This window comes from Rhodanobacter sp. Root561 (assembly GCF_001427365.1).
Taxonomy (GTDB): domain Bacteria; phylum Pseudomonadota; class Gammaproteobacteria; order Xanthomonadales; family Rhodanobacteraceae; genus Rhodanobacter.
Genome location: NZ_LMGH01000001.1, coordinates 420,167 through 446,061 on the forward strand (window position 1 = coordinate 420,167; position 25,895 = coordinate 446,061).

23 protein-coding genes are annotated in these 25,895 nt (G+C 68.6%); 6 read left to right on the forward strand and 17 right to left on the reverse strand.

Annotated elements, in window-relative coordinates; translation table 11 throughout:
* Nucleotides 1–7 precede the first annotated feature (7 nt).
* From ubiA to ASD55_RS01830, 12 genes are all read right to left on the reverse strand, one after another.
* Nucleotides 8–937, reverse strand: a complete 930-nt coding sequence (gene ubiA / locus ASD55_RS01775; protein ID WP_056764420.1) for a 4-hydroxybenzoate octaprenyltransferase — start codon at nt 935–937, stop codon at nt 8–10.
* A gap of 170 nt (nt 938–1,107) precedes the next feature.
* Nucleotides 1,108–2,658: a threonine ammonia-lyase, biosynthetic gene (gene ilvA, locus ASD55_RS01780; RefSeq protein WP_056763293.1), complete on the reverse strand. Its 1,551-nt coding sequence runs from the start codon at nt 2,656–2,658 to the stop codon at nt 1,108–1,110.
* A complete protein-coding gene (ilvN, locus tag ASD55_RS01785) occupies nt 2,655–2,903 on the reverse strand; it encodes an acetolactate synthase small subunit (RefSeq protein ID WP_007808724.1) in 249 nt (82 codons plus the stop codon). Before ilvN ends, ilvA begins: the two co-directional genes overlap by 4 nt.
* A 95-nt stretch (nt 2,904–2,998) precedes the next feature.
* On the reverse strand, nt 2,999–4,867 hold the full coding sequence (gene ilvB / locus ASD55_RS01790) for a biosynthetic-type acetolactate synthase large subunit (RefSeq protein WP_255357454.1): 1,869 nt from the start codon (nt 4,865–4,867) through the stop codon (nt 2,999–3,001).
* Between the two features lie 70 nt (nt 4,868–4,937).
* Complete coding sequence (locus tag ASD55_RS01795) at nt 4,938–5,279, reverse strand: hypothetical protein (protein ID WP_056716657.1); 342 nt, start codon at nt 5,277–5,279, stop codon at nt 4,938–4,940.
* Between the two features lie 72 nt (nt 5,280–5,351).
* Nucleotides 5,352–6,362, reverse strand: coding sequence for a ketol-acid reductoisomerase (ilvC, locus tag ASD55_RS01800; protein ID WP_056763294.1), 1,011 nt, complete (start codon nt 6,360–6,362; stop codon nt 5,352–5,354).
* Nucleotides 6,359–8,062, reverse strand: coding sequence for a dihydroxy-acid dehydratase (ilvD, locus tag ASD55_RS01805; protein WP_056763296.1), 1,704 nt, complete (start codon nt 8,060–8,062; stop codon nt 6,359–6,361). Before ilvD ends, ilvC begins: the two co-directional genes overlap by 4 nt.
* 284 nt (nt 8,063–8,346) lie before the next feature.
* Nucleotides 8,347–9,525: a 3-isopropylmalate dehydrogenase gene (gene leuB / locus ASD55_RS01810; protein WP_056763297.1), complete on the reverse strand. Its 1,179-nt coding sequence runs from the start codon at nt 9,523–9,525 to the stop codon at nt 8,347–8,349.
* A complete protein-coding gene (gene leuD, locus ASD55_RS01815; RefSeq protein ID WP_056763299.1) occupies nt 9,522–10,103 on the reverse strand; it encodes a 3-isopropylmalate dehydratase small subunit in 582 nt (193 codons plus the stop codon). Before leuD ends, leuB begins: the two co-directional genes overlap by 4 nt.
* 151 nt (nt 10,104–10,254) lie before the next feature.
* The gene (gene leuC, locus ASD55_RS01820) at nt 10,255–11,664 is read right to left on the reverse strand and encodes a 3-isopropylmalate dehydratase large subunit (RefSeq protein ID WP_056763301.1); all 1,410 of its coding nucleotides are present in this window, start codon (nt 11,662–11,664) and stop codon (nt 10,255–10,257) included.
* Entirely contained in the window at nt 11,664–12,614 is a 951-nt protein-coding gene (locus tag ASD55_RS01825) for a branched-chain amino acid transaminase (RefSeq protein ID WP_056763304.1), read from the reverse strand. Before ASD55_RS01825 ends, leuC begins: the two co-directional genes overlap by 1 nt.
* On the reverse strand, nt 12,611–14,215 hold the full coding sequence (locus tag ASD55_RS01830; RefSeq protein WP_082542659.1) for a 2-isopropylmalate synthase: 1,605 nt from the start codon (nt 14,213–14,215) through the stop codon (nt 12,611–12,613). The genes ASD55_RS01825 and ASD55_RS01830 overlap by 4 nt, the downstream gene beginning before the upstream one ends.
* Before the next feature lie 14 nt (nt 14,216–14,229).
* Between ASD55_RS01830 and ASD55_RS01835 the strand changes: the two genes are divergently transcribed.
* Nucleotides 14,230–14,517: a hypothetical protein gene (locus tag ASD55_RS01835; protein WP_157598744.1), complete on the forward strand. Its 288-nt coding sequence runs from the start codon at nt 14,230–14,232 to the stop codon at nt 14,515–14,517.
* A 122-nt stretch (nt 14,518–14,639) separates the two neighbouring features.
* On the opposite strand, the gene ASD55_RS01840 is transcribed toward ASD55_RS01835, so the two are convergent.
* The 4 genes from ASD55_RS01840 to ASD55_RS01855 all read right to left on the reverse strand — a co-directional run bounded on the left by ASD55_RS01840 (nt 14,640) and on the right by ASD55_RS01855 (nt 18,794).
* The gene (locus tag ASD55_RS01840) at nt 14,640–15,107 is read right to left on the reverse strand and encodes a hypothetical protein (protein WP_056763310.1); all 468 of its coding nucleotides are present in this window, start codon (nt 15,105–15,107) and stop codon (nt 14,640–14,642) included.
* A 215-nt stretch (nt 15,108–15,322) separates the two neighbouring features.
* Nucleotides 15,323–16,657, reverse strand: coding sequence for a threonine synthase (gene thrC / locus ASD55_RS01845; protein ID WP_056763312.1), 1,335 nt, complete (start codon nt 16,655–16,657; stop codon nt 15,323–15,325).
* Complete coding sequence (locus ASD55_RS01850; protein WP_200946064.1) at nt 16,654–17,634, reverse strand: homoserine kinase; 981 nt, start codon at nt 17,632–17,634, stop codon at nt 16,654–16,656. The genes thrC and ASD55_RS01850 overlap by 4 nt, the downstream gene beginning before the upstream one ends.
* 8 nt (nt 17,635–17,642) lie before the next feature.
* Entirely contained in the window at nt 17,643–18,794 is a 1,152-nt protein-coding gene (locus ASD55_RS01855; RefSeq protein ID WP_056763315.1) for a homoserine dehydrogenase, read from the reverse strand.
* Between the two features lie 398 nt (nt 18,795–19,192).
* Between ASD55_RS01855 and ASD55_RS01860 the strand changes: the two genes are divergently transcribed.
* The 5 genes from ASD55_RS01860 (at nt 19,193) to ASD55_RS01880 (ending at nt 23,395) form a co-directional block, all read left to right on the forward strand.
* Nucleotides 19,193–19,948 carry a c-type cytochrome gene (locus ASD55_RS01860; RefSeq protein WP_056764422.1) on the forward strand — a complete coding sequence of 252 codons (756 nt, stop codon included), beginning with the start codon at nt 19,193–19,195 and terminating at the stop codon, nt 19,946–19,948.
* Nucleotides 19,945–21,237: a cytochrome c gene (locus ASD55_RS01865; RefSeq protein WP_056763317.1), complete on the forward strand. Its 1,293-nt coding sequence runs from the start codon at nt 19,945–19,947 to the stop codon at nt 21,235–21,237. The genes ASD55_RS01860 and ASD55_RS01865 overlap by 4 nt, the downstream gene beginning before the upstream one ends.
* A 750-nt stretch (nt 21,238–21,987) precedes the next feature.
* Nucleotides 21,988–22,398, forward strand: coding sequence for a hypothetical protein (locus tag ASD55_RS01870; RefSeq protein ID WP_056763319.1), 411 nt, complete (start codon nt 21,988–21,990; stop codon nt 22,396–22,398).
* Nucleotides 22,399–22,492: 94 nt separating this feature from the next.
* Entirely contained in the window at nt 22,493–22,876 is a 384-nt protein-coding gene (locus tag ASD55_RS01875) for a hypothetical protein (protein WP_056763321.1), read from the forward strand.
* A gap of 87 nt (nt 22,877–22,963) precedes the next feature.
* Entirely contained in the window at nt 22,964–23,395 is a 432-nt protein-coding gene (locus ASD55_RS01880) for a DUF4826 family protein (RefSeq protein WP_056763323.1), read from the forward strand.
* A gap of 381 nt (nt 23,396–23,776) precedes the next feature.
* On the opposite strand, the gene ASD55_RS01885 is transcribed toward ASD55_RS01880, so the two are convergent.
* On the reverse strand, nt 23,777–25,804 hold the full coding sequence (locus ASD55_RS01885) for a bifunctional 2',3'-cyclic-nucleotide 2'-phosphodiesterase/3'-nucleotidase (RefSeq protein WP_056763325.1): 2,028 nt from the start codon (nt 25,802–25,804) through the stop codon (nt 23,777–23,779).
* Nucleotides 25,805–25,895 lie beyond the last annotated feature (91 nt).

Consider the following 25,895-nt stretch of genomic DNA (forward strand, 5'->3'; position numbering starts at 1 on the left):
TCCCGGCTCAACGCACAGCCAGCGCCAGCACGATGCCGATCCACACTGCCAGGCCCAGCCAGTTGTTGTGGCGAAAGGCGGCGAGGCAGGCGTCGCGGATGCGGTCGCGGATCAGCCAGTGCTGGTAGCCGAACAGGCCGGCCGCGACCAGCAGGCCCAGCCAGTACGGCCAGCCCAGCGCGGCGCGCTGGCCGATGAAGAACATGGCCAGCAGGAAGGTGCCCATCAGCATGCCGAGGATCGGCAGGTCGGCGTCGCCGAACAGGATCGCGGTGGATTTCGCGCCGACCTTGAGATCGTCCTCGCGGTCGACCATCGCGTACTCGGTGTCGTAGATCACCGACCACAGGATGTTGCCGATGAACAGCAGCCAGCCGATCGGCGGCACGCTGCCGGCGACCGCGGCGAACGCCATCGGGATCGACCAGCCGAACGCGGCGCCCAGCACCACCTGGGGCAGATAGGTCCAGCGTTTGGTGAACGGATAGATCGCCGCCAGCGCGGCGCCGGCGAACGACAGCTCGATGGTCAGCCGGTTGGTGAACAGCACCAGCACGAAGGCGAAAGCCAGCAGCGCGGCGAACACGATCAGCGCCTCGCGCGGGGTGACCCGCCCCGAGGCGATCGGCCGCCCGGCGGTGCGTTCCACCTGGGGGTCGAGCTTGCGGTCGGCGTAATCGTTGATCGCGCAGCCGGCTGCGCGCATCGCGAACACGCCCAGGGTGAAGATGACCAGCGGCTTCCACGGCGGGAAGTCGCCCGCGGCCAGCCACAGCGCCCACCAGGTCGGCCACAGCAGCAGCAGCGCGCCGATCGGCCGATCCATGCGGGTCAGCACCAGGTAATCCAGTGCCTTCTCGCGATACTGCGCCGGCAGTTTCTGCAGCAGCCAGTTCAGCACCCGCGTGGCGCGGGTCGAACTGTCCGCGGGCTGCACCGGCCTGGGCGCGGCCTTCGCCGCGCCGGGCCTGGGCCGCACGGCAGGCGAGGGTGCGTTCTTGCGCCGCTGGCGTTTGCGAGGTGGGGGAGCCATCGACGCAGTTTAGCGTGAGCCGCGGCCGATCGTGGCGTGACGCCCTGCGCGAAACGGCAAGTCGCGCCGGCGATCTACTGACGCAGCAACAATCGGTACGCCGGATGCGCGCTCTCATCCACATGCGGATAGCCCAGCGTGGCGAGGAAGCGCCGGAACAGCGGCAATTCGGCGGCGGGCACCTGGATGCCGACCAGGATGCGGCCGTGGTCGGCGCCGTGGTTGCGGTAGTGGAACAGGCTGATGTTCCAGTCCGGGTGCATGTGATCGAGGAAGCGGGTCAGCGCGCCGGGGCGCTCGGGGAATTCGAAGCGGTACAGCAGTTCGTCGCGGGCCAGCGGCGAGCGGCCGCCGATCATGTGGCGCAGGTGCAGCTTGGCCAGCTCGTCGTCGGTGAGGTCGAGCACCTCGAACTGCTGCGCGCGGAACGCCGCGGCCAGCGCCTCGCGCTCGTCGCGGCTGGCGATGCGTACGCCCACGAAGATGTGGGCGAGGCGGGCGTCGCCGATGCGGTAATTGAACTCGGTGATGTCGTGCCGGCCCAGCGTGGCGCAGAAGCGGCGGAAACTGCCGCGTTCCTCGGGAATCGTCACCGCGAACACCGCCTCGCGCTGCTCGCCGACCTCGGCGCGCTCGGCGACGAAGCGCAGGCGGTCGAAGTTCATGTTGGCGCCGGAGACGATCGCCACCAGCGCGCCACGGCCGCCACCGTGCGTGGCCACGTAGTGCTTCAGCCCGGCCAGCGCCAGCGCGCCGGATGGTTCGGCCACGCTGCGGGTGTCCTGGTGGATGTCGCGGATCGCGGCGCAGATCGCGTCGGTGTCGACGCGCAGCATCGCGTCGACATGCTGGCGGCACAGCGCGAAGGTCAGCGCGCCGACCTGCTTCACCGCGGTGCCGTCGGCGAACAGGCCGACCTCGTCCAGGGCGACGCGCGCGCCGGCTTCCAGCGAGCGCGCCATCGCATCCGAATCCGCCGCCTGCACGCCGATCACCTTCACCTCGGGCCGCAGCGCCTTGATGCACGCGGCGACGCCGGCGAGCAGGCCGCCGCCACCGACCGGCACGAACACCGCCTCGATCGGGCCGGGGTGCTGGCGCAGGATCTCCAGGCCGATGGTGCCCTGGCCGGCGATCACCGCGGGGTCGTCGAACGGATGCACGAATACTGCACCACGCTCGGCCTGCAACCGGGCAGCGGCGGCCTGGGCGTCGCTGTACGAATCGCCGGCCAGCACCAGCTCGACCATCGCGCCGCCGAAGCGGCGCACCGCGTCCACCTTCACCTGCGGCGCGGTCACCGGCATCACGATGGTGGCGCGAATGCCCAGCTTCGCCGCGGCCAGCGCCACGCCCTGCGCATGGTTGCCGGCCGAGGCGGCGACCACGCCGCGCCCGCGCTGCGCCGCATCCAGCTGCACCATGCGGTTGTACGCGCCGCGCAGCTTGAACGAGAACACGCTCTGCTGGTCCTCGCGCTTGAGCAGCACGGGTCGGCCCAGCCGCTCGCCCAGCAGCGGCGCTACCTCCAGCGCGGATGCCTGCGCCACCTCGTAGACGCGCGCGGCACGGATCTGCGCCAGCAGGTCGGCGGCGTCGTCGGGCAGGGGCGCGACGGCATTCATGCCGCGAGCGCGGTGGCCGGATGCGCCACCTGCAGCACGTCGACCAGCTTGCGGGTCTGCTGCAGCAGTTGCGCGACACCGGCGTCGTCGCACTGCAGGCTCAGCGTGAGCCGCGACACGGCCGGATCGTGCGTGGCCGCCACGGTCAGCGTGTCGATGTTGTAGCCCCGCGCGGCAAACAGCCCGGCCACGCGCACCAGCGCGCCGGCTTCGTTCTGCAACAGGATGGACAGGGTGTGGTTCATGGCAGGCGACTCCGTTGGGGTGAATCCTTCGCGGGAACGAACCTTCCTGACGATGAAGATTTGTCGCGATCCCTGGTAGATGGAAAAATCACGGCTCAGAACATGTGCGATGCAGCGGTCTCGCGCTCGACCGGTGCCGCACGCGACGCAATGAACTCGCCGGTGATCATCTGGGCGTAGCTGGCGCCGGGGCCGACCATCGGATACACGCCGGCGTCCGGGTCGATCATCACTTCCAGGAAGGCCGGGCCGTCGAAGGCGAGGAAGTCGGCAACCACCGGCTCCAGTTCGTCCACGCGCTCCAGCCGCCGCGCCCAGCCGAAGCCGTCGGCCTGCGCGGCCAGCACGAAGTCCTTCCTGTGCAGGCTCTTGTCCGATGCGGCGAAGCGGCCCTTGAAGTACAGCTTCTGCCACTGCCGCACCATGCCGTCGCCGACGTTGTTGAGCACCACGATCTTCAGCGGCAGGTTGTACGTGGTGACGGTTTCCAGCTCGCCGATGTTCATGCGGATGCTGGCGTCGCCGTCGATGTCGATGACCAGCTTGTCCGGATGGGCGAACTGCGCGCCGATCGCCGCGGGCAGGCCGAAACCCATCGTGCCCATCGAGCCGGAGGTCAGCCAATGCCGCGGCGCGCGGAAGTCGAAATACTGCGCGGCCCACATCTGGTGCTGGCCGACGCCGGTGCTGACGATGGCACGGCCCTGGGCGTGGCGGTTGATCGCCTCGATCACCGCGTACGGCTGGATCAGCGCGCTGGCACGGTCGTAGTTCATCGCGTGCACGCGTTTCAGTTCGGCCACGTGGGCGTGCCAGGCGTCCAGCTTCGGCCGCAAGCCATGGCCGAGGCCGTACGCGGTGAGCCGCTCCAGCGCGCGTTTCAGCGGTCCGACGTGGTGCCAGTCGACCTGCTTCACCTTGCCGATCTCGGCCGGATCGATGTCGACCTGGGCGATGAACTTCGCCTGCGGCGCGAACTTGTGCGGCACGCCCGCCACGCGATCGTCGAAGCGCGCGCCCAGCGCCAGCACGAAGTCGCAATCCTCCACCGCGTAGTTCGCGTACGCGGTGCCGTGCATGCCGAGCAAGTGCAGCGCCAGCGGGTCGGTGCTGTCGAAGCCACCCAGTCCCATCAGGGTGGTGGTGACCGGCAGGCCGAACGCGTCGACGAAGGCACGCAGTGCAGCGGCGGCCTCCGCCGCGATCACGCCGCCGCCCGCGTAGATCAGCGGCCGCCGCGCCTGCATCAGCGCGGCGAAGAACGCCGCGCAGTCGGCGTCACCCAGCGCCGACTGCTCCACCGCACGCAGCCGCGCACGATAGCCGGCCAGCGCCAGCTCGCCGCTGCCGCGCCAGGCGAGCGCGGCGTTCTGCACATCCTTGGGCACGTCCACCACCACCGGGCCGGGCCGGCCGCTGCGCGCCAGGGTGAATGCAGTACGCATGGTCGCTTCCAGTTGCGCCGCGTCGGTGACCAGGAACACGTGCTTGGCGCAGGCGCCCATGATGTTGCTGATCGGGGCCTCCTGGAATGCGTCGCTGCCGATCGCCGCGGTGCCGACCTGGCCGCAGATCACCACCAGCGGGATCGAGTCGGCCATCGAGTCGCGCACCGGCGTGACCATGTTGGTGGCGCCCGGGCCGGAGGTAACGATGGCCACGCCGACCTTGCCCGATGCGCGCGCATAGCCGGCCGCCATGAACCCCGCACCCTGCTCGTTGGCCGGCACGATCAGCGGCATCGGCTCGCTGCCATCGGCGCGCGGGTGCAGGGCGTTGTAGCGGAATACCGCGTCGTACACCGGCAGGATCGCGCCGCCGGAATAGCCGAACAGCACCTCCACGCCTTCGTCGGCCAGTACCTGCACGATCGACTCGGCGCCGCTGGAAGGCGCGCTCGCGAGCGGCGCGGGATCGACGCTGAAGGCTTTGGCAGCGCTGGCTGTCAGGGTTGCTGTGGTCACGATGCATTTCCTGGATGCGACACGCGCCGGCGGTCGATGGAGCGTTGCGGTGCGCGGCGCGGGCGGCGAGCTAGTTGCGGATCAGTTCGTCTGCGGCGGGCGCGTGCACGGGCACGCCGTACGTCGAGATGATGCGCAGCTCCTGCGCCACGGGAGAGAAGCGCTCCCACGGGATGCCGTTGACGTCGGCATCGCAGTTGAAGCCGTGCGCGTCGTCATCCTCGAAGCCCACATGGCGCAGCTGGCCCGCGCGTTCGGGCTGCTGGTTGATCGAGAAATTCAGCTGGTCGGTGCGCCACATGGCATAGGTGCCAGCGACCACCGCCTGCGGCGGCTGGCCCAGGCGGCTGGTGTAATCGGCGATGGAGGCGCCCAGGTCGGCAACGGCCAGGGCGATATGGAAGCGTTTCATGGCAGACCTCGTGTGTTTCGACAGGTGATGTGACGGACAGCCGGCGACTGGTGCCGGCGGCCCGGGTCGGGCTCAGCCCACTTTCTTCAGCGGCTCGACGGCGGGTTTTGCCGCGCTCGGCTGCAACCACGGCATCCGCGCACGCAGCTTCGCGCCCACCTGTTCGATCGGGTGATCGAGGTCGGCCTGCTTCAGGCGCTTGTAGTTGGGCAGGCCGGCGGCGTATTCGGCCGTCCAGTTGCGGGCGAAGGTGCCGTCCTGGATGTCGGTGAGCACGTCCTTCATGCGCGCCTTCACGCCGGCGTCGACCACCCGCGGGCCGCTGACGTAGTCGCCGTACTGCGCGGTCTCGGAGACGAACTCGAGCATCTTGCTGAGGCCGCCCTCGTAGAACAGGTCGACGATCAGCTTCAGCTCGTGCATCACCTCGTAGTAGGCGATCTCCGGCTGGTAGCCCGCTTCGGTCAGCGTCTCGAAACCGGCAATCACCAGCTCGCTGGCGCCGCCGCACAGCACGGCCTGCTCGCCGAACAGGTCGGTCTCGGTCTCTTCCTTGAAGTCGGTCTTGATGATCATCGCGCGGCCGCCGCCGATGCCGTCGGCGTAGGCTTTCGTCTTCGCCTCGGCCTGGCCGCTGGCGTCCTGGTGCACGGCCCAGATGCACGGCACGCCGCGGCCGCGTTCGTACTCGGTGCGGACCAGCGCGCCGGGGCCTTTCGGCGCGACCAGGATCACGTCGATGTCGCTGCGCGGATTGATCTGCCCGAAGTGCACGTTGAAGCCATGCGCGAACAGCAGCGCCGCGCCGGACTTGATGTTCGGCTCGATCGCCTCGCGGTACAGCGCTGGCTGCACCATGTCCGGGGTCAGCACGGCGACCAGGTCGGCGCCGCGCACGGCCTCGGCCGGTTCCAGTACGGTGAAGCCGTCGGCTTTCGCCTTGTGCGAGGTGGGGCCGTTCGGGCGCAGGCCGATCACCACGTCGAGGCCGGAGTCGCGCAGGTTGAGCGCGTGCGCGCGGCCCTGGCTGCCGTAGCCGAGCACGGCGATGCGGGAAGAGGCGAGGGTGGAATGGCTGCTCATGCGGTAGCTCCCTGGTTGGATGTTTCAGTGCGTGGCGTGCGGTTGGGTACACGGGTGTCGGGGTGGGTGGTGGCGCCGTCGGAGGCCGAGCCGACCAGCAGGGCGTACTTGGCCAGTGCGCCGCGGCTGACCTTCGGCGCCGGTGGTTGCCAGTGCGCGCGGCGTGCGGCGAGGTCGGCGTCGGTGCGCAGTTCGCGCTGGCCGGCATCGATGGCGATGCGATCGCCGTCGCGCAGCAGGGCGATCGGTCCGCCGCGGGCCGCCTCGGGCGCGACGTGGCCGACCATGAAACCGTGGGTGGCACCGCTGAAGCGACCGTCGGTGATCAAGGCCACGTCGTCGCCGAGGCCGCGGCCGACCAGGGCCGCGGTGACGCCGAGCATCTCGCGCATGCCCGGCCCGCCGGCGGGGCCCTCGTTGCGGATCACCAGCACATCGCCGGCGCGGATGCGATTGCCCTGCACCGCGGCAAACGCTTCCTCTTCGCTCTCGAAGACGCGCGCCGTACCTTCGAAACTGCCGCTCTTGCCGGGAATCTTCAGGATGCAGCCTTCCGGCGCCAGGTTGCCGTACAGGATCGAGTAGCCGCCGCGGGGCTTCAGCGGAGCGCTGACCGGATGCACCACGTCCTGGGTGTCGGCGCGCGGCGCCGCGGCGACTTCGTCGAACAGCGAGCGGCCGGTCACGGTGGGCGCGTCTTCCAGCATGCCCGCGGCGATCAGCTCCTGTGCCACCCGCGCGCTGCCGCCCGCACCGAACAATTCCACCGCGGTGTAGCGGCCGCCGGGCAGCAGGTCGGCGATCACCGGCGTGTGCACCGAGGCCGGCTCGAAATCCTCCAGCGTCCACTCGACGCCGGCCTCGCGGGCGATCGCCAGCAAGTGCAGCACCGCGTTGGTGGAGCCCGCAGTGGCGGCGACCATGCGTGCGGCGTTGCGCATCGCGGTGCGGGTGATCAGGGCGCGCGGCGTGCGGTTCGCGCGCAGGCATTCCATCACCAGTTCGCCGCAGCGGAACGCCGCCGCGCCCTTGGCCGGATGGGTGGCGGGAATGTCGTTGTAGCCCACCGGCGACAGGCCCATCGTGGTCAGCACCATCGCCATGGTGTTGGCGGTGAACTGGCCGCCGCAGGCGCCCGCGCCGGGGCAGGCGTCGCGCTCGACCGCAGTCAGCTCCTCGTCGCTGATCCTGCCCGCGCCGTGCGCGCCGACCGCCTCGAACACCTGCTGCACGGTGATCGGATGGTGGTCGTGGGTGCCGTGCGCGATGGTGCCGCCGTACAGCGCCACCGCCGGGATATCCAGCCGCGCCATCGCCATCGCCGCGGCCGGAATGGTCTTGTCGCAGCCGCACAACACCACCATCGCGTCGAGGCAGTGGCCGTCCACCGCCAGCTCGATCGAGTCGGTGATCACCTCGCGGCTGATCAGCGACGAACGCATGCCGGGCGTGCCCATCGCGATGCCGTCGGTGACCGCGATGGTGTTGAACTCCACCGGCGTGCCGCCGGCGGCGCGGATGCCGGCGGCGGCCTCGACCGCCAGCTCGCGCAGGTTGAGGTTGCACGGGCTCACGTTCGACCAGGTGTGCACCACCGCCACCAGCGGCTTGGCGATCGCCGCATCGTCCAGGCCGGTGGCACGCAGCATCGCGCGGGCGGGAGCGCGGTCGGGGCCGCTCTTGATCAGGTCACTGCGCATGGAAAAGCTCCGAAGGACAAATTCCCTTCTCCCCGCTGGGGAGAAGGTGCCCCGAAGGGGCGGATGAGGGGCGGGTGCTCGCCGTAAAGCTCATCGAAGCGAGCTCGCCTGGACCGCGGAAGTCCGAAAAAAAAGCGCCCCCGGCGTGCAGAGGGAGGTTGGCCGGACGGGACAGGGGGCGGCGCCATCACGGCGACCACGAACCGTCCTGGCCGCTGGCACGCCAGGGGCAGCAGAAAGCGCGGACACGTCCCTGTGTCCGCCGGGGAAAGCGTGGGTGCGCATCAGCCGCATGCGCGCGCTCCGCAGAAGAACGCGGCGGCGTTGTCGGCGTGATCCTCGATCGCGGCCAGCACCGCATCGAGCACCTCGGCGGTGCCGGCCTGTCCGCCGATGTCGCGGCTGTGCGGGCCGTGCCGCAGCACCTGCTCCACCGCGGCTTCGACCGCCAGCGCCTCGGCCTCCAGCTGCAGCGAGTGGCGCAGCAGCAGCGCGGCAGAGAGGATGGCGCCGACCGGGTTGGCCACGCCTTGCCCGGCGATATCGGGTGCCGAGCCGTGGATCGGTTCGTACAGGCCCATGAGGGTCGAGGCGGCCGCAGGCCGCACCGAACTCCCTTCTCCCGTTGACGGGAGAAGGTGGCCCGCAGGGCCGGATGAGGGGGCTCGATCGCCAAGCGACGCCGACGGCAGCAGGCCGAGCGAACCGGCCAGCGCGGCGGCCTCGTCGGTGAGGATGTCGCCGAACAGGTTCTCGGTGACCACCACGTCGTAGCGGTTCGGCTGGGTCAGCAGCAGCATCGCCATCGAGTCGACCAGCTGGTGTTCGAGCTTCACGTCGGGATAGTCGGCAGCGATGCGCTGCACCGTGCTGCGCCACAGGCGCGAGGTTTCCAGCACGTTCGCCTTGTCGACCGAGGTGACGTGCTGGCGACGATCGCGCGCCAGCTCGAAGGCGCGACGCACCACGCGTTCGATCTCGACCACGGTATACCTGCATTCGTCGGTGGCGGTGTCCACGGTGCGCGTCTTCGCACCGAAGTAGGCGCCGCCGGTGAGTTCGCGCACGAACAGCACGTCGACGTCCTTCAGCTTTTCGTTCTTCAGCGGCGACAGATCGGCCAGGGCCGGATGCACCTGCAACGGGCGCAGGTTGGCGTACACGCCGAGCGCGGCGCGCAAGGCCAGCAAGCCTTGCTCGGGCCGCACCGGGGCATTCGGGTCCGACCACTTCGGGCCGCCGACCGCGCCCAGCAGCACGGCATCGGCGGCGCGGCATGCAGCCAGCGATGCGGCGGGCAGCGGTTCGCCGGTGGCGTCGATCGCGCTGCCGCCAATCAGCTGTTCGTCGAAACTGAATTCGTGCTCGTAGCGCGCGGCCACGGTGTTCAATACGGCCACCGCGGCAGCGGTGACCTCGGGGCCGACGCCGTCGCCGGGCAGGGTCACGATGCGGGCTTTCATGCTGCTTGCTCCTGTTGTTCGTAGCGGGCGATGGCATCACGGTGTTGCAAGAGGTAGCCGAGCTGGTCGACGCCGTTGAGCAGGCAATGCCGCGCGAACGGTTCCAGTCGGAACGGGATGCGGCCGCCGTCGGGCAGCGCGATGTACTGCTCGCGCACGTCGATCGCCAGCTCGATGCCCGGGTGCTTGAGCAGCCAGCGGTGCTCCAGTTCGTCGATGACGATGGCGAGCAGGCCGTTCTTCAGCGCGTTGCCGCGGAAGATGTCCGCGATCTCGCTGCACAGCACCGCGCGGATGCCGTAATCCAGCAACGCCCACGGCGCGTGTTCGCGCGAGGAGCCGCAGCCGAAATTGCGCCCGGCGACGAGGATCGAGCAGCCGCGCGCCTCCGGCCGGTTCAGCGGGAAGGCCAGGTTGTCGCTGCCGTCGGCCTGGTAGCGCCAGTCGTGGAAGCACAGCTGGCCCAGTCCCTCGCGCGTGGTGGTGGTCAGGAAGCGCGCCGGGATGATGCGGTCGGTGTCGATGTTCTCGTCGGGCAGCACGGCGGTGCGGGAGTGGAGGTGAGTGACGGGTTTCATGCGGATTTCCTCGAACTGGCAGCCTTGGCTCCTCCCCCTGCTTGCAGGGGGAGGTTGGGAGGGGGCAGCGCTCTTGCCGCAAGAGCAACCCCACCCCAACCCTCCCCTGCAAGCAGGGGAGGGGGCAAAGCGGAGCGGGTCGTACTCATGCTCATGCCGCCACCTCCACCGCGTACTCGCGAGGATCGGCAATGCGCCCGGCCACCGCACTGGCGGCAGCCGTCGCCGGGCTGGCCAGCACGGTGCGTGCGCCCTTGCCCTGGCGGCCTTCGAAGTTGCGGTTGGAAGTGGATACGACCAGTTGCCCGGGCTGCGCCAGGTCGCCGTTCATGGCGATGCACATCGAGCATCCCGGCACGCGCCACTCGGCGCCGGCGGCGGTGAACACGTGGTGCAGGCCTTCGCGCTCGGCGTCGCGGCGCACCGCCTCGGAGCCGGGCACCACCAGCATGCGCACGCCGTCGGCGACGCGGCGGCCATGCAGCACGCGGGCCGCTTCGCGCAGGTCGGACAGGCGCGAGTTGGTGCAGCTGCCGACGAACACCACGTCCACCGGCGTGCCCTGCATCGGCTGGCCGGCCTTGCTCTGCATGTAGTCGAGCGCGCGGCGTTCCTGCGCATTCGTCGCCGCCGGCACCGGCGCGTCCATCGCGATCGCCATGCCTGGATGGGTGCCGTAGGTGACGGTAGGTTTCACCGCGCCGGCGTCGATGCGCACCTCGCGGTCGTAACGCGCGCCGTCGTCGCTGCGCAGCGCGCGCCATTGCGCCACCGCGTGCTCCCACGCTTCGCCTTGTGGTGCACGGGGACGTCCCTTCAGCCACGCGAACGTGGTGTCGTCCGGGGCGATCAGCCCGGCGCGCGCACCGGCCTCGATCGACATGTTGCAGACGGTCATGCGCTCGTCCATCGTGAGCGCCTCGATCGCCGCGCCCCGGTACTCCAGCACGTAACCGGTGCCGCCATCGACGCCGATGCTGCCGATGATGTGCAGGATCAGGTCCTTGGCGCCCACCCCCGGCGGCAGCTGGCCGTCGACGTGGATCGCCATGGTTTTCGGCCGGCGTTGCAGCAGGCATTGCGTGGCCATCACGTGGCCGACTTCGGTGGTGCCGATGCCGAACGCCAAGGCTCCAAATGCGCCATGCGTCGAGGTGTGGCTGTCGCCGCAGACGATGGTCATGCCCGGCTGCGTGGCGCCCAGCTCGGGGCCGATCACGTGCACGATGCCGCGGTCTTCGCTGTCCCAGCCGTGCAGCTCGACGCCGAACTCGCGGCAGTTCGCTTCCAGTTGTGCGACCTGGGCCTGCGCCTCGGCGTTCGCATACGGCCGGCTGCCGTCGGCATTCGTCGGCAAGGTCGGGGTGGAATGATCCAGCGTGGCCAGCATGCGATCCGGCCGGCGCAGCTTCAGCCCACGCTCGCGCAATTCGCTGAAGGCCTGCGGCGAGGTGACCTCATGCACCAGGTGCAGGTCGACGTAGAGGATCGCCGGCGTGTCCGCGGTTTCGGCGGCGACGACGTGGGCGTTCCAGATTTTTTCGAAGAGCGTCTTGGCCATTACGCAGCCTCCTGCGCGGTGGCTTCGCTGTGGACGGGCGTTAACCAGGACCAGCGATCCTCGGTACGTCCATCGAACAGGCCGAAGAACGCCTGCCGCAGCTGCTGGGTGATCGGTCCGGGCGCACCTTTGCCGATCGGTTTGCGGTCGACCGAGCGCACCGGCGTGATCTCGGCGGCGGTGCCGGTCATGAACACTTCGTCGGCGGAATACAGCGCCTCGCGCGGCAGCTCGCGCTCCTCCACCGCGATGCCGAGATCGGCGGCCAGGGTGATCACCGCATCGCGGGTGATGCCGGCCAGGATGCCGGCGCTGGACGGCGGGGTGAGCAGCTTGCCGCGTTTCACCACGAAGAGGTTTTCGCCAGCGCCTTCGCTGAGCAGGCCGTTGTGGCCCAGCGCGATGCCCTCGTCGTAACCGTTGCGGCGGGCCTCCAGCCCGATCAGCTGGCTCGACAGGTAATTGCCGCCCGCCTTGGCCCAGCTCGGGATGGTGTTCGGCGCGGGACGGTTCCACGAGGACACGCAGACATCGGCGCCGCGCTCGGCCGCCTCGCCCAGGTACGCGCCCCAGTTCAGCGCGATCAGCGCCACGTCGACGGGTGCGTCCGCCTTCGCCAGCACGCCCAGCCCGCCGGCGCCGCGGAACACGATCGGCCGCACGTAGGCCGACGGCATCGCGTTGGCGCGGATCAGCTCCAGGCAGGCGGCGTTGATCTCGTCCTCGCTGTAGCCCACCTCGATCTCGTAGACACGGGCCGATTCGAACAGCCGCCGCGTGTGCTCGGCCAGGCGGAAGTAGGCCGGTCCGCGCGGCGTGGCGTAGACGCGCTCGCCCTCGAACACCGACGAGCCGTAATGCAGCGCGTGGGCGCTGACGTGGACGTTGGCCTCGGCCCACGGCTTGATCCGGCCGTTGTGCCAGACGAAAGGTGTGTGGCCATGGTTCATGCGGTGGCTCCCAGGTTGCGGGTGGCGGGGGCAGCGGCGGCAGACGCCTGTTGTTCGATGCGATTGACGATCACCAGCGCGGCCAGCGCGGCGGCTTCGACGATGTCGGTGCTGTCGCCGTGGCCGCGCCAGTCGCGACCGGCATGGCGGGCGCTCAATTGCGCATGGCCCGGCGCGTCGGCGCCTTCGCCCATGGCGTCGATCTGGAAACGGGTCAGTTCCAGCGGCGTGCCGGTGGCGCGTTCGATCGCGCGCAGCACGGCGTCCACCGGACCATCGCCGATCGCTGCTTCGGCGGCATGGTGCCCGTCGTCGTGGCTCAACTTGACCGACGCCGACGCGCTGCCGCCGAAGTGCGAGTTGGCGTGCAACTGCACCAGGTGCCACGGGCCGCCGGCGTTCGGGTCGCGGCCCAGCGCCAGCGCTTCCAGGTCTTCGTCGTGCAGCTCGCGACCGTGGTCGGCGAGGATCTTGAAGCGGGTGAAGATGTCGTCCAGCGCGGCGTCGTCGGGCGTGTAGCCCATCGCCTGCAATCGCTGCCGCAGCGCGGCACGGCCGGAATGCTTGCCCATCACCAGGCTGGTCGCGGCGATGCCCACGTCCTGCGGCCGCATGATTTCGTAGGTGCCGCGATGCTTCAGCATGCCGTGCTGGTGGATGCCCGATTCATGGGCGAACGCGTTGGCGCCCACGATCGCCTTGTTGCGCGGCACCGCCTGGCCGGTCAACTCGGTGAGCAGGCGCGAGGTCGGGTACAGCTGGCGCGTGTCGATGCGCGTGTCCACGCCGAAGTGCGGCGCACGCACCTTCAGCGCCATCACCACTTCCTCCAGCGCGGCGTTGCCGGCGCGCTCGCCGATGCCGTTGATGGTGCATTCCACCTGGCGCGCGCCCGCGCTCACCGCGGCCAGGCTGTTGGCCACCGCCATGCCCAGATCGTTGTGGCAATGGCTGGAGAAGATCACCCGCTCCGCGCCCGCCACGTGGTGACGCAGGTACTCGAACAGCGCCACGATTTCCGACGGCGTGGTGTAGCCCACCGTGTCCGGTGCGTTCAGCGTGGTGGCGCCGGCAGCCACCGCGGCACTGAACACCTCCGCCAGGAATTCGGGCTCGGTGCGCAGCGCGTCCTCGGCGGAAAATTCCACTTCATGGCAATGGTCGCGGGCGCGTTCGATGGCGCGCACCGCGGTGTCCAGCACCTGTGCCCTGCTCATGCCCAGCTTGTGTTCGCGGTGCAGCGGGCTGGTCGACAGGAACAGGTGGATGCGCGCGTGCCGGGCCGCCTGCAGCGCGCGGGCGGCGCTGTCGATGTCGCCGTCCTGGCAACGCGCCAGGGCGCATACCGTGGTGCTTTTCAGCGTGCCGGCGATTTCCGCAACCGCAGCAAAATCGTCCGGCGAAGCCTGCGGAAAGCCGGCCTCGAGCACGTCCACGCCCAGCGCCTCGAGCTGCTGCGCCATGCGCAGCTTGGCCCGCCGGTCCATCGAGAAACCGGGCGCCTGTTCGCCGTCGCGCAAGCTGGTATCGAAGATCCGCACGCGTTCGGCGACTACGTCGTCGTCGCTGGCGGGGGCGTTGTGCTGGTCGGGGTTTTTCATCATGGCTCCGCTGTGTGGGCGTCGCCGAAGGCATAAAAAAACCCCGCATCCGTTACCGGGTGCGGGGTTCTTTGGGTGTTTTCAGGTTTTTCTATTTACCTGGACACATGCCCTCAGCCCGCACCTCCGTTGGTAATGAGGAGTACGAGTACGAGGGCAAGAAGGAGCGTGCCGCGAGCCTGCAGCAGGCCGGCAACCGTCAGGAGACGGTTTCCATTGGCGAGGCTGCGGTGGCTGTTGCGCTGCGACATGAGTCGACACTAAACCGGTCTTTGCCGCTTTGTCAACAGGAGTCGATATGAAAAATGCTTCTATGTGACATGGTCGGCTTTTGGACGTCTATCCGTCCATGCACGAAACGGCCATCGGAAAGCTCGCTGGCGTGGTTCGATGCGTTCCGTGAAAAATTTCGCGGTGGGTGGCGTCAGCGCTGGCCGTCCGGCGCGGTATCCGTGCCAAGCTGGAGTTGCTTTCGCTGGTAGTCGATCAACGTCTGGTCGGCCAGCAGATAGTCCTTTTTGGCAAGGGCGGACTGGATGAGCACGGCAATCTCCTGGTCGCTCTTGCCTTCCAATGAGGCGCGCCGGGAGTTCAACGCAAAGTCCGGCTGATAGGCCCCGGCCACTGTCCTTGCGGCTTGCGGCGACAACCCGAGGGTTTGCCATGCTTCCGCGAGCTTGTCGCGGAGCTTGTTGAGGTTGACCACGGCGTTGATCGAAACCTGGCGATCGCCACGGGACAGGCTGTTATACGTCTGCTGTCTCTGGCGGTTGAGGTTTTGCTGGATGTTTTGCTGGGACCGAGAGGTCATTGCCTTCTCGGAGGAGTCCTGTGCATGGAGCACAGGAGCTGCCAACGCGATCAACAGGCATGCGAAAGCCAATTTCTTCATGTGAAGATCCCTCTGCAGAAGAACGGGCGGACAACGCGTCGAACGATATGGGGAGCTGCGGGCGGCCTGCCTTGTCGACCCTTTCGCGCGGATTTCGGTGACGGGCAAATCGTTGGACCCCGTGCGAAATCTAGGCTCATTGGAGGTTCGACGCAAACGAGGAAAACCGCAGGAAAATGCGGATCGATCGCCGCCGGGGCGTCGTTTTGCCTTGATCAGGATCGACGGTCCGGGGTGTCTGGAACCCCTGTGCGCAACCAGTGCTTCAGTGCATCGTCTTGCGCCGCCATTGGCTCCGCTTTCGCCGGTCGTTCGAGCATGGCCTTCAGCGCGGGTGGAATCGCCAGTGGCTGACCGAGCAGCGGTTCCAGCACGGCCTCGAACTTCGCCGGATGTGCGGTGGCGACCACGGCCCGGGGTTGACCGTTACGCGCCCCTGCGCGATCAAGCAGGGCGAACGCGGTGGCCGTATGTGGGCAGACGAGCTCGCCATGCTCGCGGGCATGCCGCAGCACGGTGGCACGGATCGTGTCGTCGTCCACGCTCTGCGCGCGCAGCAGCTGGCGCAACGGCGCGTCATCGGGAAACGTCCAGCGCAGGCGCTCGAAATTGCTTGGGGCGCCCACGTCCATCGCGTTGGCGATGGTGGCCACCGCTTCGCGCGGCCGGTAGTCCGCGCCGGCGAAGAACTCCGGCAGGGTGGCGTTGGCGTTGCAGGCCAGTTGCACCTCGCCGATCGGCAAGCCGATCTCGCGCGCCCACAGGCAGGCCAGCGCGTTGCCCAGGTTGCCGGTGGGCACGATGAAGTCGAGTGGTGCGCCGTGTTCGCGCCACCAGCCCAGCGCGGCATGGGCGTAGTAGCTCATCTGGGGCAGCAGGCGGCCCAGGCTGATGCTGTTGGCCGAGGACAGCGGCACCTGCGCCTGCAGTTCGGGGTCGTTGAGCGCGGCCTTGACCATGCGCTGACAGTCGTCGAAACGGCCGGCCACGCGCAACGCGGTGACGTTGTCGCCGAAGCAGCCGAGCTGGTGCGCCTGGCGCGGCGAGACCAGGCCATCGGGATACAGGATCACCACGCGGATGTTCGGCTGGCGATGGAACGCCGCCGCCACTGCCGCGCCGGTGTCGCCCGAGGTGGCGACCAGGATCATCAGCGGTCGTGCATCGCTGCGCGGCAGCCGGCGCAGGCAGGCGGCGAGGAAGCGCGCGCCGAAGTCCTTGAACGCCGAGGTGGGGCCGTGGAACAGCTCCAGCAGGAAGGTGTCCGGATGGGCCGGCAGCGCGCGCAGTGGCGCGTCGAAGTTCAGCGATTCGGCGCAGATCGTGGGCAGTTCATCGGCCAGGGCATCGCCGGCGAAGAACGGCGCCAGCAAGGTGGCGGCGGTGTCGGCCAGCGTGCCGTGCGGGTCGAACGTGGCCGGGTCGAGGCGCGGCAACCGTTCGGGCACGTACAGTCCGCCATCCGGCGCCAGCCCGGCGGCGATCGCCTGGCTGATCGGCACGGTCGGTGCGGCGCTGCGGGTGTTGTGGTAGCGGATGGACGCGTTCATGCGTCGTCCCCGAGCGAATCGATCAGCGCGGCCGCCGGCCCGTTGACCGGCGACACCCACGCGTCGCTGTCCAGCCCGGCGTCGGCGAACGCGGCCTGCATCGCCACGCTGGCCGCCTCGGCGTCACGGCGATTGTCGTACCAGCCGAACACGCTGGGGCCGGCGCCGGAGATGCTGGCGCCCAGGGCGTGATGATCGAGCGCGGCCTGTTTCACCTGCGCGAAATGGGGGATCAGTGGCGCGCGGCGTGGCTCCACCAGTACGTCCTTCAAGCCCGCGCGTACCAGTGCAGCGTCGCCGCGATAGCAGCCGGCCAGCACCAGGGCGAGGTTCGTACTCTGCGCCACGAATTCACCGAGTTCATAATGACCGGCCAGCGCAGCGCGGGCCCTGCGCGTTTCCAGCACCACGTGCGGATGCACCAGCGCGCAGTGCCAGGCGTCGGGCACGTCGATGCGCAGCAGCCGCCCGTGGGTGGCCAGCACCAGCCCGCCGAGCAGCATCGAACCCAGGTTGTCACCGTGCCGGCTGCCGCTGGCCACCGCCTCGCCGTCCAGCGCGAAGGCATACAGCGCCTCGCGCGAAAGCGGCTGGTCGAGCAGGGCGTTGGCCGCGACCAGCGCCGCCACGCACGAGGCGGCCGAGCCGCCCATGCCCGAGCCCAGCGCGATGCCCTTGTGCAGCACCAGCTCGAAACCGCAGGGCAGGTCGAGCGCGGTGCGCAGCGAGAGCAGGGCGGTGCCGGCGGTGTTTGCGCGCGGGTCGGTGGGCAGCTCCGTGACGCAGCCGCGGATCGCCGCGATGCGCACCACCGGCTCGTCGATGCGGCGCACTTGGGCGCGATCACCGGCGCCGGCCACGCTGTGGCCGAGCAGGTCGAAGCCGACGCCGACGTTGCCGACGCTGGCGGGTGCGAAGGCGCAGGCGACGGGCGGGCGGGCGGCGGGGTGCGATGGAGCCATGACGGGTTCCGACAATGAGGAAGTCATGCGCGCGCCTCCAGCGACTCGGCGATGCGCAGCAGGTCGGTGAACACGCCGGCGGCGGTCACTTCCGGACCGGCGCCGGGGCCTTGCACCGACAGCGGATTATCGCAGTAGCGACGGGTGGTGAACTGCACGATGTTGTCGGTCAGCCGGGTGTGAGCGAAGGCGTGGCTGGCGGGCAGCACCTGCAGCCGCACGCTGGCGCGGCCGTGCCGGTCGAGCCGGGCCACGTGGCGCAGCACGCCACCTTCGGCATGCGCCTCGGCCAGTTTCGCGGCCATCGGCGCGTCCAGTTCGTCGAGCCGCTGCATGAAGTCGTCGCGCGGCAGCGCGGCCAGCGCCGGCGGCACCAGGCCTTGCAGGTCGACATCCTCCAGCGACAGCGCCCAGCCCGCTTCGCGCGCCAGGATCACCAGCTTGCGCGCCACGTCCAGGCCGGACAGGTCATCGCGCGGATCGGGCTCGGTATAGCCCAGCGCGTGCGCCTCGCGCACCAGCGCGGAGAACGGTTGGCGGCCGTCGTGGCGGTTGCACAGCCAGGCCAGCGTGCCGGAAAACATGCCGTCTACCGCCAGCAGTTCGTCGCCGGTGTCGAGCAGGTCGCGCAGCGTCTGCACCACCGGCAGGCCGGCGCAGACGGTGGCCTCGTAGCGAAAGCGCGCGCCGCCGGCGCAGGCTGCGCGGATCGCCTGCCAGCGCGGCAGCGGTCCGCTGCCGGCCAGCTTGTTCGGCGTCACCACGTGCAGGCCGCCGGCCAGCCAGCGCGGATAGTGCGCCGCCACCTCGTCGTTCGCGCTGCAGTCGATCAGCAGCGCGTGGCGGCCGTCGTTGCCGCGGACGTGTTCGGCGAACGCATCCAGGTCATTCGGCCGCCAGACCTGCGCGCCGTCGTGGCGGGCGTTGAGCTCGGCGTCGTCGCAGTCCAGCCACATGCGCTTGCTGGCCACCACGCCGCACAGCTTCAGTTCCAGTCCGCTGTCGCGGGCCAGTCGTGCCTGCGCCGTGCGCAACTGTTCCAGCAGCGCGCTGCCGACCCGGCCGGGACCGATCACGCCGATCGCCAGCACGCGGCGACGCGTGCTGCCGGTGCGCGGCGGCGCGGGCGGCGGCAACGGAAAATGCTGGACTTGCTCGGGTGCACAGGTGATCACGACGGCCTCTCCCTTGGAGGCCCGATCTCGCTGGCGTGTCGGTGTGAGCCGGCCCGCCTCGTCGAGGGCGGGCCGTTGCGTGTAGAAAACTTACCTACGCACGACACCCCGCCCGGAACCCGTGGTACCGGTACCGGTGGTAATCGTGGTGGTGGTCATCGCGGCGACAACGCCGGCGCACGACGCCATGCGACCGGTGTGGACCGGTGCGCAGTGCGGGCGTGCTGGCGTGGAAAGCGGCGACATGTGCTCGACCTTACGGGGATTGCTGCGCTGCGGTCAACAGATTCATCTGCAACCTTTTCGTGGCGGGAACCGGGCGGAACGGCGACGCCGCCGGCCTGCGGCAGGTTGTCGCGAGCCCGAAGCGGCCGGTTGCGCAGGCCTACAATTGGCCGATGAACCTGTCCCTTTCCCTGCGCACGAAGCTCCGCGCGGCCGTCGTGCTGCTCGCCTTCGGTGCCGGTGCCACAGCGTCCGCCGCCACCCCGCAGAGCGCCGCGGCGCCGGTGCCCGACACCACCGAGCAACGCGTCGCCGCGTGCACCAGTTGCCATGGCGCGCACGGTGCGGGCACGCCGGACAACGTGCTGATCCCGCGCCTGGCCGGCAAGCCGGCGGGTTATCTACTGCAGCAACTGGAATATTTCCAGACCGGCCAGCGCCAGCACGCGCCGATGGAATACGTGGTGCGCCAGCTCGGTCCGGCCTATCTGCGGCAGATCGCCGAATACTTCGCGCAGCAGGACGTGCCGTATCGCAAGCTGCCGGTGCCGCCGGTTTCCACCGAAACCCTGCGTCGCGGCGAACAGCTCGTGCTGCGCGGCGACTCCACCCGCGGCGTGCCGTCGTGCGTCAGTTGCCACGGCGCGAAACTGACTGGCGTGCAGCCGATGATGCCCGGGCTGATGGGCCTGTCCTACGACTACCTCAGCGCGCAGCTGGTGTCGTGGCGCACCCGCACCCGCGCGGCCGAAGGCCCCTATTGCATGGGCGTGGTGGCCAACCGCATGCGCGAATCCGACATCACCGCGGTATCGGCGTGGCTGGCCAGCCAGGAGCCGCCGGCCGACCTGCACCCGGCACCGGCCAGTGCGCAGACCGAGCCGTTGCCCGGCTGGTGCGTGATGGGCCACAGCGGGGTGGCGCCATGAGCCGGTTGCGACGTGGCTGGTGGTGGCTGGCCTTGCTGTTGCTGGTCGGCGTGCTGGCGTGGGTGTTCGTCGGCGGCGGCCACGTCGCGCCGTCGTCGCCGGCGCAGCGCGATGCCGACACCGCGGCATTGCACGATCCGGCCATCATCGCGCGGGGCGAATATCTGGCCACCGCCGGCGATTGCGCGGCCTGCCACACCGCCCGCGACGGCCAACGCTACGCCGGCGGCCGCGCGCTGGCCACGCCGTTCGGCGACGTGCCCGCGCCCAACATCACGCCCGATCCGGAAACCGGCATCGGCCAGTGGAGCTTCGACGATTTCTGGCGCGCGCTGCACGACGGCAGGGGCCGCCACGGCCAGCTGCTGTATCCGGTGTTCTCCTACACCTCGTTCACCAAGGTCACCCGCGACGACGCGCTGGCGATCTTCGCCTACCTGAAATCGCTGCCGGCGGTGCATCGCCCCAACAGCGAGCCTGGGCTCGACTTTCCGTACAACGTGCGCAAGAGCCTGCTGGCGTGGCGCGCGCTGTACTTCAAGCCGGGCGTGTTCCAGCCCGACCCGGCGAAGTCGCCCGAATGGAACCGCGGTGCCTATCTGGTGCAGGGCCTGGGCCATTGCAACGAATGCCACACCACGCGCGATTCGCTGGGCGGCATCGAACCGGATCGCCACCTCACCGGCGGCCAGATCCCGGCGATGAACTGGTACGCGCCCGACCTCAGCACTCAGGCCGGCGGCGGCCTCGTCGGCTGGAGCGCGCCGGACATCGTCGACCTGCTGAAGACCGGCCAGTCCGCCAAGGGCAGCGCCTTCGGCCCGATGGCCGACGTGGTGCGCCTGAGCACCCAGCACATGACCGACGCCGACCTGCAGTCGATAGCCGTCTATCTGCAATCGCTGCCGCCACGCGCACCGGCCGTGGCCGCCGCGCCGTTCAAGCGCGCGGCCAGCCACGAGCAGGGCGGCAAGCTGTACGCCCAGCGCTGCGCCGACTGCCACGGCGACAACGGCCAGGGCGTGGCCGGCATCTACCCGCCACTGGACGGCAACACCTCGGTCACCGAACCCACCGGCATCAACGCCACCCGCAGCGTGCTTCTCGGGGGCTTCGCCCCGGTCACCGCGGGCAACCCGCAACCCTATTCGATGCCGCCGTTCGCGCAGCAACTGAGCGACGAGGACGTCGCGGCGGTGGTCAGCTACATCCGCCAGTCGTGGTCGAACCAGGCGGGGGCGGTGCAAGCTGCGGACGTGAGCACGTATCGGCATACGCCGATCGATTGAGTTGGCTCGTCTCCCTCCCCTGCTCGCAGGGGAGGGCCGGGGTGGGGTCTGCTTTTGATCTTGCTTCCTTGATTCTTCGTGCCTTGCTGTCATCAAGAGCAAAAGCTTTCGTCTGCCTGCGGCAGCCGAGCCACCTTTCTCTGTGTGGCCAGAGAAACGTGGCCCAAAGAGAGGCCACCCCGCTTCCGCGCTTTCCGGGCTTCCTGCCCGGAAAGTTCGCGCGAAAAGGCGTTGCCATCCCTGGCAACGCCCGCTACGCGGCCTGTCGCCCCCGCCTCGCCGCTGCAGAGGGGCCCCGGGTAGAGCAGCGGGCCATCGTGGCCCGCACTCGGTGCGCAACCGCTGCGCGGTTGCGAGAGCTGAAAAGCGAAGAGCGAAGAGCGAAGGCGGAAAGTGTGCCGTCGGCAGGGCTGTCGACGGGCACAAACGAGTGACGGTGCGCGTCGTTCGTTTGAGGCGTGCGGCTGCGCCTCGCCTATCTCCCTCCCCCGCTTGCCCCTAAAGAGACCTCCTTCGGTCGCAGAAAGGGTTGGGGTGGGGTTTGCTCTTGATCCTTGGAGCCCTGTGAGTGGCTTGATTTCGGCCTCAAGGAGGCGTTCAAAAGCGAGCCCGCACCTCAGGCTCGTTGCACTACTTCGCCCGGCAAATGCCCGCCGAACCTTGGGAGGTGTCTGCTTGACGCGCAACAGGCCAGCGCTGAACATCCGTGGCATATGCCCCCAATGCGGGGCCCAGCATGCGGGCGGGTCGATGAGCTTCGATTTGGGTGTGTGGTATCCGCATGATCGCCTCACGGACAAGGAGGCCGGCTTGCTCTATGCACGCTTGTGCGAGGACGAGGCATGCCAGATCGAGCCGCATGCCTCCGTCGACGCTTTCTACGCCGAACTGACTGCGAAGCATCCCGAAATCGACACGATCCCGGACGACCTCGTCGACGACCACGATCTTTGTCCTTGGAGCTGTGCGCTCGATCGCTCTCCCGGGCACGTCATCATGCCGTCTGTCTGGTCAAAAGCAGAATACGTATCCGCCTTCGTTCACTCGCTCGCACGGAAGCATGGGCTGGCTGTATATGACCCGCAGGCCGAGCGCATTACGTATCCGGACGGCAACACTTCACCAACAGAAACAAGGCGGCCTTGGTGGCGGTTCTGGTGAGTCGTCCAGCACCTTGATCAAGACAAACGACTTCGCCGACGCTCAACCTCAGCGTCAGGCTTCCAATTCTGCGCGAACCACTTCAACGGATGTCATGGACCCTCTGGTGCTGGAACAACGTATCCGCAACCGACTCATCGAGTACGTCGAGTGGGTGGTGGAATATCAAGCCGAGAGCGAGCCACGACTGGGTATGGGCGAGTTGCTCAATCAATGGGAGGACTTCATTACCCGTCCGATCTGCGAGGCCAACTTTCCTTCGCCCGTTTTTTCGGCAGATGAGATCCAGTCACTCAAGCGCCTGGACGATGGCTGGGAACTACTGTGCTTCGCCACGCCCAAACATGTCATTCACGACTCCGAGGTGTTCAAGATGAGCGAGTGGGAGGCGTTCGTCGCATGTGCAGCGGAAGCGGCCCTGACCTTCCACGTGCGGGGCAAGCTTCCGGAAGGCATGTCAACTCAGGTTTCGGCCTGACCACTCCGTAAGAGACTTCCCGTCAATCCCAGCCGCGTGAGGCTTTTGTCCTGAAATATCGCGCGAATCGAGTAGTGGTGCTGATCCATGGAAGATTACGAAGACCCCGAAGTGGAGGCGCGCTGGTTCGCGGAGCAGCGTGGCGAAGTGCTCGCATACCTGCATCGTGAGGGCGTTCAACACGGCGTCGTCGAGGAGATTCCCGCCTGGTCGGCGTCCCCGTACGTGTCGGTGTGGCGTATCGGCAGCGCGTCCACACAGGGTGCTGTCAGTTGGTGGGCCATTTGTGGCGACTGTCCTTGTGACTACGTTTCGGCAGCAGGTATCCGCAATCCACGTGAAGCCGTGAAAGCCATTGCGTCGCTTTGGCAAGAAAAGGCAGCTTGCATGGCGCGCGGCGAAACGCATCCGACGTTTGTTATAGGCACCGGCGAAAATGATGAAGAACTTGCGCCGCTGCTGGCGTCCAGAGCCGAGCTGCTTCTGGAGTGGGTCGAGGACGATGAGGCGTGGGGCTAGCGCTGACGGCGCAGCTGGCGCGGCTCTGGCCTTTCTGAGAAGTGCGGGCCACGATGGCCCGCTGCTCTACCCGGGGCCCCTCTGCAGCGGCGGGCGGGTGGAGGATCAGCCCGCAGGGTGCCTGACATGGATGTCAGGCAGTTTGGCGTCAGGGCAGGATGCCCTGTCGACAAACCCCGTAGCCCGACCGCGAACCTTGCGGACAGGATGTCCGCAAGGCGCGGAAGCGGGGTGGCCTTCTCTTTGGTTCCTTTCTCTTGGCCACTCAAGAGAAAGGGACTCGCCCTCCGTCAGGAGGACGAAAGCTCTTGCTCTTGATGCGTTTCGGGAATCAACAGAAAGCCGAGCGGTGGGCAGTGCGCGCCCTACAAGCTGCATCGCTTAATGCGAGAGGTCGATCGCGTAAATCGCCGTCCCATCCCCGTTGTCCTTCACCAATCGAATGTTCGTCAACCCGGCAGCCTTCGCCACATCGAGCTTGTTCGCCGCCCCGGTGAATACCACAGGCCCGTGCACTTTCAGTGGGGCGAAGTTCCATGAGGTGGGCTCGAGGTCGGCAACGCCAATCTGCTTCTTGCGCTCGATCCACTTCGCCAGGATCTCGCGGGTGCCATCCGGCGCGGTGAGCACGATGTTGCTGCCGTCGAGGCCGGGGAAGTGGCCGCCGCCGCTGGCGCGGTAGTTGTTGGTGACGATGATGAACGGGTCGCTCGGCACCACCGGCTTGCCCTGGTAGCTCAGCGTGGTGATGCGCTGGCCGACCGGTTTCGAGACGTCGATGACGTAGTGGATGCCGCCCTGGATCTGGTCGAAGTTGTAGCCGACGAAACGGCTGTTGATCAGCTGCTGCTCGCCGGCTTTGGCCGGGTCGATGCGGTTGAAGCGGCCGGCGGATTTTTCCAGCCAGGCCTTGAGGCCGGCGCCGTCGGTCTTCACCGCGGCCAGGGTGTTCGGATAGAAGTACAGGTCGGCGGCGCTGCGCAGGGTGAGCGGGCCGGCGGCGACGTCGGTGTAGTCGTCGGGGCCGCCGAAGCCGGTGCGGAAGGCGGCGGCGGCGGACAGCACCGGCACGTCGGCCAGTTCGGGGTGCGAGTGGGGAAGTTCAGTGCGCACGTAGTCGGCTTGGGCGGCGTTGACCGGCGCCAGTGCGCTCATGTTGCCCTCGTCGGCGAAGTAGCTGCTCATTTGCACGCTGCTGTTGCCGATCGGCGTGTTGACGTAGGCGATGGCCGCTTCATGGGCCTGCTGCACCAGCGGCGCGATGGCCGGATCGGCCGGCACGCACTCGACAGCTTGCGAGCCCGACTTGTTCGGGCTGCCTGACTTGCTGCAGATCGGGCGTACTTCGCTGTGGCTCTCGTCGCGGTCGACCACCCAGCGGCCGCCCTGGCGATCCAGCACCAGCCGGATCACGCCCAGGTCCTTGCCGAAGAAGCCGCCCATCACCGTGGGCACGCCGCGGACCAGGCCGCGCTTTGCATCGACGTCCTTCATGCCGGCGTAGTGCGGACCGGGGAATTCGGTGTGCGAGTGGCCGAGCAGCAGGGCGTCGATGCCGGGCACGCCGGCCAGGTACCAGCCCGCGTTTTCCATCTGCGGGGTGTACGGCGCGGTGTTGAGGCCGCCGTGCAGGATCGCCACGATCAGGTCGGGATGCTGCGCCTTGAGCTCGGGCAGGTATTTCTGCGCTGCCTCGACGACACCACTGACGGTGACCTTGCCGGCCAGGTTCTGCTTGTCCCAGTCCATGATCGGCGGCGGGGTGAAGCCGATGATGCCCACCTTCAGCGGCACCTCGATGCGGCTGCCGTCCGGGGTGTAGGCGCTGATGGTTTTCGTCACCACGGTCCACGGCCTGAAGATCGGCTTGCCGTCGCGCGCGCTGTAGACGTTGGCCAGCACCAGCGGGAAGTGCGGGCCGGCGCAGCGGTTGTCGTGGCCGCCGTCCACGTTCATCGGCGTGCCGGTGACCTGCGACAGGAAGCCCAGGCCGTAGTTGAACTCGTGGTTGCCGGCGGTGCCGCCGTCGTAGCCCATCGCGTCCATCGCCTGGTAGACGGCCAGTTCCTGCGCGCAGCCGACCGGCTTCACCAGCGCCTGGTAGTCGGCCAGCACGCTGCCCTGGATGGTGTCGCCGCTGTCGAACAGGAAGGTGTTGGAAAACTCGGCGCGGGCGCGGCGGATCAGCGTGGCGGTGCGTTCGTAGCCCAGTGACTCGTCCGGCTTCAGCTTGTAGTAGTCGTAGCTGAGCACGTTCGAATGGATGTCGGTGGTTTCCAGGATGGCCACGTTAGCGCGCGAACCGTCGGCCAGCGCGCTGCCTTGCCAGGGCAGGCCGGCGCAGCCGGCGAGCAGGGCGCCGGCGAGGGCGAGCAGGGGAGTGGTGGAGCGCAACAGGCGTGACGACATGGGGATTCCGGGGACGGGAGCTTGGGTCAGGCCGCAGAAACTAGCAGATCGGCATGGCCGGATGCGTGCCGGGGCCGATGAATGGCTCCGT